General features: G+C 66.9%; 11 protein-coding genes. 9 read left to right on the plus strand and 2 right to left on the minus strand.

Translation table 11 applies throughout. From position 1 onward, the window contains the following. Positions 1-250 precede the first annotated feature (250 nt). From DEF76_RS03265 to DEF76_RS03290, 6 genes are all read left to right on the plus strand, one after another. Positions 251-1402 (plus strand): ABC transporter substrate-binding protein, encoded by a 1152-nt coding sequence (locus DEF76_RS03265; protein WP_114911090.1) that lies wholly within the window; start codon positions 251-253, stop codon positions 1400-1402. Next, positions 1386-2168: an ABC transporter ATP-binding protein gene (locus DEF76_RS03270; RefSeq protein ID WP_205216096.1), complete on the plus strand. Its 783-nt coding sequence runs from the start codon at positions 1386-1388 to the stop codon at positions 2166-2168. Before DEF76_RS03265 ends, DEF76_RS03270 begins: the two co-directional genes overlap by 17 nt. Beyond that, complete coding sequence (locus DEF76_RS03275; protein ID WP_114911092.1) at positions 2165-2896, plus strand: ABC transporter ATP-binding protein; 732 nt, start codon at positions 2165-2167, stop codon at positions 2894-2896. The genes DEF76_RS03270 and DEF76_RS03275 overlap by 4 nt, the downstream gene beginning before the upstream one ends. Continuing rightward, positions 2893-3762, plus strand: coding sequence for a branched-chain amino acid ABC transporter permease (locus tag DEF76_RS03280; protein WP_114911093.1), 870 nt, complete (start codon positions 2893-2895; stop codon positions 3760-3762). The genes DEF76_RS03275 and DEF76_RS03280 overlap by 4 nt, the downstream gene beginning before the upstream one ends. After that, on the plus strand, positions 3759-4751 hold the full coding sequence (locus tag DEF76_RS03285) for a branched-chain amino acid ABC transporter permease (RefSeq protein ID WP_114911094.1): 993 nt from the start codon (positions 3759-3761) through the stop codon (positions 4749-4751). Before DEF76_RS03280 ends, DEF76_RS03285 begins: the two co-directional genes overlap by 4 nt. A 161-nt stretch (positions 4752-4912) precedes the next feature. Beyond that, complete coding sequence (locus DEF76_RS03290) at positions 4913-6112, plus strand: MFS transporter (RefSeq protein WP_114911095.1); 1200 nt, start codon at positions 4913-4915, stop codon at positions 6110-6112. Positions 6113-6133: 21 nt separating this feature from the next. Here DEF76_RS03290 and msrA read toward each other — a convergent pair whose 3' ends face one another. Both msrA and ndk read right to left on the minus strand, forming a co-directional pair. Beyond that, positions 6134-6661 (minus strand): peptide-methionine (S)-S-oxide reductase MsrA, encoded by a 528-nt coding sequence (gene msrA, locus DEF76_RS03295; protein WP_114911096.1) that lies wholly within the window; start codon positions 6659-6661, stop codon positions 6134-6136. 207 nt (positions 6662-6868) lie between these two features. Further along, positions 6869-7291, minus strand: coding sequence for a nucleoside-diphosphate kinase (ndk, locus tag DEF76_RS03300; protein ID WP_114911097.1), 423 nt, complete (start codon positions 7289-7291; stop codon positions 6869-6871). Positions 7292-7725: 434 nt separating this feature from the next. On the opposite strand from ndk, the gene mraZ reads away from it, so the two are divergent. The 3 genes from mraZ to ftsL are packed head-to-tail and all read left to right on the plus strand — an operon-like array spanning position 7726 to position 9967. Continuing rightward, the gene (gene mraZ / locus DEF76_RS03305) at positions 7726-8205 is read left to right on the plus strand and encodes a division/cell wall cluster transcriptional repressor MraZ (RefSeq protein WP_114911098.1); all 480 of its coding nucleotides are present in this window, start codon (positions 7726-7728) and stop codon (positions 8203-8205) included. After that, positions 8202-9173 carry a 16S rRNA (cytosine(1402)-N(4))-methyltransferase RsmH gene (rsmH, locus tag DEF76_RS03310; protein WP_114911099.1) on the plus strand — a complete coding sequence of 324 codons (972 nt, stop codon included), beginning with the start codon at positions 8202-8204 and terminating at the stop codon, positions 9171-9173. Before mraZ ends, rsmH begins: the two co-directional genes overlap by 4 nt. Next, positions 9170-9967, plus strand: a complete 798-nt coding sequence (gene ftsL / locus DEF76_RS03315) for a cell division protein FtsL (RefSeq protein WP_114911100.1) — start codon at positions 9170-9172, stop codon at positions 9965-9967. The genes rsmH and ftsL overlap by 4 nt, the downstream gene beginning before the upstream one ends. The last annotated feature ends 46 nt before the right edge of the window (positions 9968-10013 follow it).

Raw genomic sequence — 10013 nt, forward strand, 5'->3', positions numbered from 1 at the left:
CGGTGCTGGTTGGAATGACGTCGACGTTACCCCGCGCGAGATAATGTTCGATCACTGCCCGGCCGACCAACCCGCCGGCGCCGGCGACGAGAACAGTGCGCTCGCTCGCCATCGGCTTCTCCTTGTCTCTTCGCCCGTTGCGGCGAATACTAGAGAGGCCCCGGGCTGGGGCAAGCGATAAATCGTCGCCGGTGGCGGCCAACATCATCGTCTCGCCGGGGCAACGGCGGGGCGGTCAGGGGAGGGATGAATGCTATCACGGCGAACCGTCATCGGTGGCTTGGCAGCGGGATCGTTGCTGGCGCGGCGGGCTCGGGCGGCGGCGCCGATCACCATCGGCGTCATCATTCCGCTCAGCGGCGGCGCCGGCCGTCAGGGGCAAGACGTCGCCAATGCGGTGCAGGCGATGGCGACGCTGATCAACGACGATGGCAGCGTGCTCGGCCGGCCGATCGAATTGCTGGTGCGTGATGACGAAAGCACGCCGGCGATCGGCGTCGCCAAGGCCAATGAACTCGCCTCCGCCGGCGTCGCCGCTGTGCTCGAGGGCTGGAACAGCCCGGTGACGCTGGCGATGCAGCCGATCCTCGCGCGCGCCAATGTGCTCGACATCACCATGATCTCGAAAGCCGACGCCATCCTCGCCAGCCCCGCGAATCCGCTCGCGATCCGCCTCAACAGCGCCAACGCGCAGGATGCGACGATCATCGCGGCCTATCTGAAACGCCGCCAGCCATCGGGTGGCAATGGCCGGCGGCTGGTTTTCGTCACCGAAAACGATGCCTACGGCAACGGCGCGCAACACGGCATCGAGGCGGAGATCGCGCGCGCCGGCCTTGACTACGAGACCGTGAAAACCCTGAAATTCCCCTTCCCGCAAACCGATTTCCGGGTCGAGGTGACCGCCATTCGTGACGCCAAGCCCGATGTCGTGGTGGCCATCAACGCCAATGAAGGGGCGGGATTGCCGGCCTTCCTGCAGCAATATGCGCAAGCGGCGGTTCCAGCACCCCTCATTTGCACCGTGGGGACGGTGAGCCCGAGCGTGATCGAAACCGCGGGGCCGGCCGCCAATGGCTTGATCAGCGCCGATATCTATTTTCCCGATGCCGAACCGTTCGCGGGCTATCGGGAAAATCAGCGTTTCATCGCCGAGATGCAAAAACAGTTCAAAACCACCCCCGACAAATACATGGCCCTCGGCGCCGCCGCGCTCGAGGTCTGGGCCAAGGCGGCAGCCGCGGTCGGCAGCCTCGATCGCGAGCCGGTTGCCGAAGCGATCCGCGGCCATACCATCGCCGGCACCGTTTTCGGTGATGTCGCGTTCAGCGCGAACGGCCAGATGGCACACCATTACAGGATCTTTACCGTCGCCGATGGAAAAATTGTCGTCGAGCGCTGACCCCGCGCCGGCCTTCGCGGTCGAGCGGCTTTCGGTCAGGTTCGGGGGCTTCCAGGCGCTCCGCGACGTTTCCTGGTCGGTCCGATCGGGGCAGATCCTCAGCATCATCGGCCCCAACGGCGCCGGCAAGAGCACCTGTTTTCTCGCCGCGACCAACATGGTCGCGCATGACGGCAGGCTTTTTCTGCAGGGCGCCGATGTCACCACGCTCCGCGCCCATCGGCTGCCGCTGCGTGGCCTGCGCCGCACCTTCCAGCAGAATGCGTTTTTCGCCGGCATGACGGTGATCGAGAACATGGCCGGCGCTTTGCTCGAAAACCGCCCGAGTTCGCTCGCCGGCGCGGTTTTCCTCCCCTGGCGGGAACGTCGGCGGCGCCGCGCGATCCTTGCCGAGGCGGCGCGGCATCTCGAGTCCTATCACGTGCCGGCGGCATGGCATCATCATTTCCCCGGCGAACTTTCCTATGGCACGCAACGGATGCTCTCGATCGCGCTGGCGGCATCGCCGGGCGCGCGTGTCATCTTGCTCGATGAGCCGGCGGCGGGATTGGGCGGGGAGGATATGCGGGCGTTGCGCGCCCTTCTTCTGCGCTTGCGCGCCGAGGGCCTCGCCGTCGTGCTGATCGAGCATCACATGGATCTGGTGATGGACATCGCCGATGAGGTGGTGGTGATCGATCTCGGCGCCGTCATCGCGCGGGGGGCGCCGGCTTTGGTCCAGGCGGATGCGCGGGTGCGCGATGCCTATCTCGGCCGCGCGGCATGAGCGGGCGGCTCGAGATCCGTGATCTCCGCGTCGCCTATGATCGCGCCATTGCTGTCAGCGTCGATCATCTTGGCGTTGCGCCGGGAACGCTGGCGACGGTGATCGGGGCCAATGGCGCCGGTAAATCGACGCTGATCAATGCGATCGCCAACTGGTCGCGCGCGGCGCCGCGCCTCTCTGGCGTGATCACCGTCGATGGCGAGGATTTTTCCCGCGTCTCGGCCTGCGATCGCGCCCGCCGCGGCGTGGTCCTGGTGCCGGAGGGGCGGGGCGTGTTCATGGGGCTCACGGTCGAGGAAAATTTGCGGGCCGGGGTTGGGGCGGCGCGTGGCGCCGGCGGCAGGGCCTATGCGCTCGCCGAAATCTATGATTTGTTCCCGCGTCTTTATGAACGACGGCGCAATGTCGGCGCGGCGCTGAGCGGCGGCGAACGGCAGATGCTGGCGATCGCGCGGGCGTTGCGGATGGCGCCGCGGCTGCTGTTGCTCGATGAGCCCTCGATCGGCCTCGCCCCGCGTCTCGTCGCCCTCTTGCTCGCGACGATCCGCACCCTCGTCGATGGCGGGCTCACCGTGCTGCTGGTCGAGCAGAATGTTGTCGCGGCGCTGGAAGTCACCGATGTCCTCTATCTCCTCGAGCGCGGGCGGTTGATCGCCGGCGGCAGTGTCGCCGCGATGAGGGACGATCCCCGCATCATCGCGGCCTATCTCGGAGGCGGCCACGGATGAACGTCGCGCAGCAATTCGCCAACGGGATCATCATCGGCCACGCCTATGCGTTGGTCGCGGTCGGCTGGACGTTGCTTCTCGGTGCGGCGCGGCTGGTCAATTTCGGCCACGGCCAAATGTATATGATGGGCGCTTTCGTCGCCTGGTGGCTGATGAGCGCAACGGGGCTGCCGTATGCGGCGGCGGTGCCGCTTGCGGTGCTGGTTGGGGCGCTGCTCGGGGCCCTGATGCAGCGGCTCTTTCTTCGCCTTACCCTGTCGCAGGATCTGGTCAATCTGATGATCGCGACGCTGGGCTTCGGACAGATCCTGCAAGGCGCCGCCGGCCTTGCCTTCGGCGCCAAGCCCGAGCGTCTGACGAGCCCGCTGCAAGCGATCACCCTCGGCGGCGCGAGGGTTTCCTGCTCGGCCCAGGACGTGCTTCTGGTTGGCGCGACCATCGTCGTTTTTCTTGGCCTGCATTGGGTTTTACGCCGCAGCCGGTTCGGCGCCGCGGTGCGGATGGTCGCGGAAGACCCGCCGCTCGCCGCTCTCTATGGCTTGCGCGTCGCGCCGGTCTATCTCGCCATCTTCGCCTTCGAGGGCGCCGCCGTCGCCTTTGCCGCGACCCTGGTTGCGCCGCGCACGCCGATTCTCACGTCGATCGGGTTCGAGCAGGTGGTGATGACCTTCGTCGTCGTCGTGCTGGGCGGCATCGGGAGTGTCGGCGGCAGCTATGTCGCGGGCTTGCTGCTCGGCCTCTATACCGCTTTTTTCAGCGCCTTGGTCTCGCCGGCCTACACCACGGCGTCGGTCTTCGCGCTGCTCATCGTGGTGATGGTGGTGCGCCCGGGTAAGCTCGCGGCGTCGGGCGGATTCGCGCGATGAGCCGCTTTCCCGCGGCGCGCCTGGCCGGCGTTGCCGCCCTGGCGCTGCTCGGCTTCTTGCTGCCGCGCCTTCTCGGCGGCTCGGCGCATGTCTATGACACGCTGACCACGATCGCGATTTTCAGCGCGATGTCCTACGGGCTCGACATCATTCTTTCCGATCTCGGCGAAATCAGCCTGGCGCACACGGCGTTTTTCGCAACCGGGGCCTATGCCGCGGCGATTCTGGTGGTGAATTATGGCGAGAGCGCCTGGGTCGGCCTCGCCGGTGCGGTTATCGCCGCCCTCGCGCTCGCCCTAGTGCTCGGGCTGATCACGCTCCGCACCCGCGAATTCGCGTTTTCGCTGGTCACCTACGCCGCCGCCGTGGTCTGCATGAACATTGCCGCCAACTGGGATTTTCTCGGCGGCTCGGATGGGATCGTCGGCATTCCGCCGCTTGCCCTGACGCTCGGGCGGTTCTCGTTCGTCGCCGGCCGGCCGGCGCAATTCTGGCCGGTTGCCTATCTGCTGCTGCTTTTCGTGCTCTACGTCGTCGCCCGGTTCCGCCGCTCGCGTCTCGGGCAGGCGGCGCTGATGGTGCATATGAACCCGCGGCTCGCGGCGATGTGCGGGTTGGACGCCAATCAGGTGCGGCTCCACGTCTTCCTCGTCTCGGCGCCGATCAGTGCGCTGGCCGGGTGGCTTTATGCGTTCCAGCGCGCCTATGTCGGCACCGATCTGTTCGATACCTATTTTCTCGTCCTGATGCTGACCGGCGTCATCCTGGCCGGGCGGCGGCTATTGCTCGGGCCACTGTTCGGCACCGCGCTGTTGCTTGGGCAAAAAAATTTCGCCTCACTCGGCGCCTATGGCGACGCGCTGGTCTTGGGCACGGTTCTGGTCGGGGTGCTCTGCCTTTGCCCGCGGGGCCTTGCGAGCCTGTGGCGCAGACGCGCCATCACCGGCCCGGAGGCCCCGTCTTTGCCCGGAGGCCCTGTCTCTGGATGAGCCAACCTTGGGGGAAAAATCCGGGCACGATCGATTGCCGTCCGAAACATAAGCGATGTCGCTTTCCGGCACGCCATGATGGGACGGGATGGCACCGCGCGCCGCTTGCGTGCGCGCCGCGAGGTCGCTATCAGCGCCGCCGGAAGGGGAGTTAGGCATTCATGGACGAGAAACGCCGCCAACAGCGCCACGTCGTCGCGGCGTGTTATCTCGGATGGACGCTCGATGCCTTCGATTTCTTCATCATGGTGTTCGTGCTGCGCGATATCGCCCGCGCCTTCACCACCTCGCTCACCGCCGTCACCTGGGCGATCACGCTGACGCTGGCGATGCGCCCGGTGGGCGCGTTCATCTTCGGCCGCATCGCCGATCGCGTCGGCCGCCGGCCGACCCTGATGGCCAATGTGCTCACCTATTCGGTCCTGGAATTCGCCTCCGGCTTCGCGCCCGATCTCACCGTGTTCATCCTGCTCCGCGCCCTTTACGGCATCGCCATGGGCGGCGAATGGGGGGTCGGCGCCTCGCTGACCATGGAAAGCGTGCCGACCCGCTGGCGCGGCACCGTCTCTGGGATCCTGCAGGCGGGCTATCCGTCCGGCTATCTGCTCGCCTCCGTGCTCTATCTCGCGATGCCGGTGCTCGGCTGGCGGGGGATGTTCATGGTCGGCGCGCTGCCGGCGCTGCTGGTTTTCTATATCCGCCGCAACGTCCCCGAGAGCCCGGACTGGACGGCGCGGCAGACCCGGCCGCGGATCGGCTTCGGAGCGGCGATCGGCCGCCATCTGCCGCTGGCGCTCTATGCCATCGTCACCATGACGGCGTTCAATTTCTTCAGCCACGGGACGCAGGATCTCTATCCCAGCGCCTTCCTCGGCGGCCAGCACAAATTCTCGGTCGCGACGATCTCGACCATCGCCATCATCTATAATCTCGGCGCCATGGCCGGCGGATTGCTGTTCGGCACGCTTTCCCAGCGGATCGGCCGGCGCGCCGCCATCGTCATCGCCGCTCTGCTGTCGCTGCCGGTCCTGCCGCTCTGGGCGTTCGGCACGACCCCGGTTGTGCTCGCCATCGGCGCTTTTCTCATGCAGGTCTGTGTGCAGGGCGCCTGGGGCGTCATCCCCGCTCACCTCAACGAGATTTCGCCGCCGGAAATCCGCGCGACCTTCCCCGGCGTCGTCTATCAGCTCGGCAACCTGCTCGCCTCCGCCAACGCCACCATCCAGTCGACGATCGCTGACCATATGGACCATAATTACAGTTATGCCCTGGCGGGCGTTGCCGGCATCGTCGCGATCACGATCGCGATCCTGATCGGCTTCGGCGGCGAGGCCCGGCATCAGGACATGGGCGGCGGCTAAAACCGCCGGCGGGACGCGTTTTTACGCCAAGCGGGCGGCGAATTGCTTGCGGAATTTCGCGACCTTGGGCGCGACCACCGCCGCGCAATAACCGGCGTTGGGATTTTTCGTAAAATAATCCTGGTGATAGTCCTCGGCGGGGTAAAACACCGCAAGCGGCGCGATTTCGGTGACCAAAGGCGCGCCCCAGAGGCCAGCTTCGTCGATTTCCGCCATGATCCGCCGCGCTGTCGCCTCCTGCGCCGGCGCATGGGTCAGAATGATCGAGCGATACTGCGTGCCGACATCGTGCCCCTGGCGGTTCGGCGTCGTCGGGTCGTGGATCGCGAAAAATATCCGCAACACGTCATCGTAGCTGAGTTCGGCGGGATCGAAGGTGAGTTGCACGACCTCGGCATGGCCGGTGCGGCCGGTGCAGACCTGCTCATAGCTCGGCTCCGCGACGGTGCCACCGGCATAGCCGGAAACGACGCTGCCAACCCCACGCAACCGGCGGAAAACCGCGTCGAGACACCAGAAACATCCGCCACCAAGTGTCGCCTGTTCCATGCCGATCTCCTTTCCGCGCTTTTCTAGTTCCAGCTCAGCGGTAACGTATCAAGGAAAGGCTTCTTTTGACTTCAGAAAAAGAAGCAAAAAGACTTTTGTCCCGTTTTCTCGGTGTGGCAACTGCCTCGGCGCGGGCAGTGCCTACGGCACTGCCCAACGGGATAAAAGTTTTTTGGTTCTTTTTTTCAAAAAAGAACTGTCTTGTGATTAGCCGGTGATTTCGCTACCGGCAAAGAAAAACGCGATCTCGTTCGCCGCGTTTTCGGCGCTATCAGAGCCGTGCACGGAATTGGCCTCGATGTCTTCCGCGAATTCGGCGCGGATGGTGCCGGGGGCGGCCTTTTTCGGATCGGTCGCGCCCATGATCTCGCGGTTACGGGCGATCGCGTTTTCGCCCTCGAGAACCTGCACCACCACGGGCCCCGAGGTCATGAAGGCGACGAGACCCGCGAAGAACGGGCGTTCGCGGTGGACGGCGTAGAACGCCTCGGCCTGCTCGCGGCTGAGGCGAAGGCGCTTTTGCGCGACGATGCGGAGCCCGTTCGCCTCGAACACGGCGTTGATCCGCCCGGTGAGGTTGCGGCGGGTCGCGTCCGGCTTGATGATCGAGAGCGTGCGCTCGACGGGCATGGCGTCATCCTTTGTGGCTAGCGTGTGAGATAGGGCGGGCTTTATCCCGCCAGCCCCGGGACAGCAAGCCTCGCCGACGATCGCGAGCGCAGCCTTGAGCGCGGCCGGCGGGGGCCGGCAAGGCGGGTATAAATCCGAGAAAGAAACGAAGCGATAAGAACAAAATGAGAATAGTGAGTCAGGGGCCGAAAGGCCTCGACTCGGGCGGGCATTGTCTTGGCTGAAAAAGTAAACAACTGATTAATATAAAAAAACGCCAGACGCCAGCCAGTCAAAAGCTGGATTCCCTTTGACGCCCATGTTTTCCCATGATATCCCATCAATTCCCAAAACGGGGCGTCATGCAGCCAAGCAGGCTGGATGGGCTCCGGCCCGTGAACAAACCTGGCGCCGGCGTGGCGCTGAACCGAGCGAGAAGAGGCGCATCTGGCCGGATGACCCACTTTCTGGGCACCCACCAGAACAGATTGGACGCCAAGGGACGGGTCTCCATCCCGGCGCCGTTTCGGGCTGCGCTGCGTGCGCTCAAGGGTGACGGCGGTGGTCTGATCCTGCGCCCGGCGCACACCCATGCCTGCATCGAGGGCTGGCCGGAGGCGATTTTTCACACCCTCGCCAGCTCGCTCGATAGCCTCGATCTGTTCAGCGAAGCGCATGACGATCTCGCCGCGGCTCTCTATGCCGATGCCTATCCGGTCGAGCCCGACAAGGAGGGGCGGATCGTGCTCCCGGAGGCGCTGGTTTCCCATGCCGGGCTCGAGGACGGGGTGGTGTTCATGGGGCTCGGGCGAACTTTTCAGATCTGGCAGCCGGAAGCGGCGGCGCGGCGGCGGGCCGAGGCGCGCGAGCGGGCGCGGGCGCACTCCATTACCTTGCCGGCGGCCACCTTGCCGGCGGCGGGGGCGGCGCCATGACCGCCGCGGGCCATATCCCGGTGATGCGGGCGGAGATGCTGGCGCTTCTCGCGCCGCGCGCCGGCGGGCGTTATCTCGATGCCACGTTCGGCGGCGGCGGCTATGCCGAGGCCATTCTCGCCGCCGCCCCCTGCGCGCTCTGGGCGATCGACCGCGACCCCGAGGCGATCGCCCGCGGCGCGCGCTTGGCGCAGCGTTTCCCGGGGCGGCTTGCGCTGCTCGAAGGGTGTTTCGGGGACATGCTGGCGCTGCTCACCGCGGCCGGTGTCGCGCGGCTCGATGGCGTGGTGATGGATCTCGGCCTCTCCTCCTATCAGATCGACGATCCTGGGCGCGGGTTTTCCTTCCGCGCTGACGGGCCGCTCGATATGCGCATGGGCCGCGCCGGGCCTTCCGCCGCCGATCTCGTCAACACGCTGCCCGAGCGCGAACTCGCCGACATTTTGTTCGAGTTTGGCGAAGAGCGGCATGCCCGCCGCATCGCCCGCGCGATCGTCGCCCAGCGCCGCAGCGCGCCAATCACCACGACGGCGGCGCTGGCGGCGCTGGTGCGCGCCGAGGTGCCGGCGAGCGCCGACGGCATCGATCCCGCGACGCGGAGTTTTCAGGCGCTGCGCATCCGGGTCAACGACGAGCTTGGCGAGATCACGCGCGGGCTGGAAGCGGCGGCCAGCCTGCTGGCGCCGGGGGGTCGGCTGATCGTGGTCGCGTTCCATTCGCTCGAGGACAGGATCGTCAAGCGCTTCATGCGTCATGCCGCCGGGCGCGCCGGTGGCCCCTCGCGCCATGAGCCGCGCCGATGGGTTGGCGCTCATGCGCCGGATTTCACCTTGCTGACCCCGCGCCCGCTCCGCCCTGGCGCTGGCGAGATCCGCGTCAATCCGCGCGCGAGAAGCGCCCGGCTGCGCGCCCTCGCACGCCTTTCAGCGGTCGCGGCGCGGACCGACGAGGAGACCACGACGCCATGATCCGCCCCCTGACTTCGATCACGCTGCTGCTTTTCGCCGGCGCCGGGATTTATCTTTACCATGTCAAGCACCGCACCCTGCTGCTCGACCGCCAGATCGCGGCGACCCTGCGCGAAACCGAGGGGCTGCGCGCCAAGAAAGAAATGCTGCAGGCGGAGTGGGCGCTGCTCAACCAGCCCGATCGGCTTGCCGATTTCGCGGCCCGGCATCTCGCGCTGAAGCCGCTCGCGCCGGTGCAATTCGTGCCGCTCGCCGAGCTTGATCGTCATCTGCCGGCGGTGGTGCTGACCAGCGCGGCGCCGGACGGGGAGGTGGCTTACGGCACGGATGGCGACGTCGCCCCGGCCATTGCGTCCGCCCCATCGGCGTCCGCCCCATCGGCGTCCGTCCCGTTGGGGGGCGCGTCGGGGAGCATTGCGGCCGAAACCCGGCCGCCGCCGGTCGCAGCGCTTGCGCCGCCGCTGCCGGCAGCCCTCGCCCATGAGGGCGCCAGCCGTCCGGCGCCGCTCCACAAACCCGCGCCGGCGCCGGCCAGCGAGGCCGCTGCCCCGGCGTTGCGCGTCGCCACCAACGCCGCCAATGCTGCCCCGCACCGCCCGACCCCGCCGGCGATCGCGCCGCGCCCGGTCGCGGTCTCGGTAGTGCGCCCGGTCGCGGCTTTCATCGCGCCGCCGCGCGCGGCGGCGGCGCCGCAAAGCGCTACCGCGGTGCCGGTGACGCGTTCGGCGCTCGGTGGCCCGCATGCCGCCTTGCCGCCGCCGGTGCCGCCGCAAAGCCGGGCCGACGGGCCGTGAGCGAGCCGCGCAAACCCGCCCCGCCCAAGGATGCGCCGCCACCCTA

Origin of the sequence: Acidibrevibacterium fodinaquatile, assembly GCF_003352165.1 — a bacterium.
In the GTDB taxonomy this organism is placed as follows: Bacteria; Pseudomonadota; Alphaproteobacteria; order Acetobacterales; family Acetobacteraceae; genus Acidibrevibacterium; species Acidibrevibacterium fodinaquatile.

Coding starts and splice junctions, on each gene's coding strand:
- mraZ (WP_114911098.1), top strand. CDS start 7,726: ATGACCCACTTTCTGGGCACCCACCAGAACAGATTGGACGCCAAGGGA.
- rsmH (WP_114911099.1), top strand. CDS start 8,202: ATGACCGCCGCGGGCCATATCCCGGTGATGCGGGCGGAGATGCTGGCG.
- DEF76_RS03265 (WP_114911090.1), top strand. CDS start 251: ATGCTATCACGGCGAACCGTCATCGGTGGCTTGGCAGCGGGATCGTTG.
- ftsL (WP_114911100.1), top strand. CDS start 9,170: ATGATCCGCCCCCTGACTTCGATCACGCTGCTGCTTTTCGCCGGCGCC.
- msrA (WP_114911096.1), bottom strand. CDS start 6,661: ATGGAACAGGCGACACTTGGTGGCGGATGTTTCTGGTGTCTCGACGCG.
- DEF76_RS03280 (WP_114911093.1), top strand. CDS start 2,893: ATGAACGTCGCGCAGCAATTCGCCAACGGGATCATCATCGGCCACGCC.
- DEF76_RS03275 (WP_114911092.1), top strand. CDS start 2,165: ATGAGCGGGCGGCTCGAGATCCGTGATCTCCGCGTCGCCTATGATCGC.
- ndk (WP_114911097.1), bottom strand. CDS start 7,291: ATGCCCGTCGAGCGCACGCTCTCGATCATCAAGCCGGACGCGACCCGC.
- DEF76_RS03285 (WP_114911094.1), top strand. CDS start 3,759: ATGAGCCGCTTTCCCGCGGCGCGCCTGGCCGGCGTTGCCGCCCTGGCG.
- DEF76_RS03290 (WP_114911095.1), top strand. CDS start 4,913: ATGGACGAGAAACGCCGCCAACAGCGCCACGTCGTCGCGGCGTGTTAT.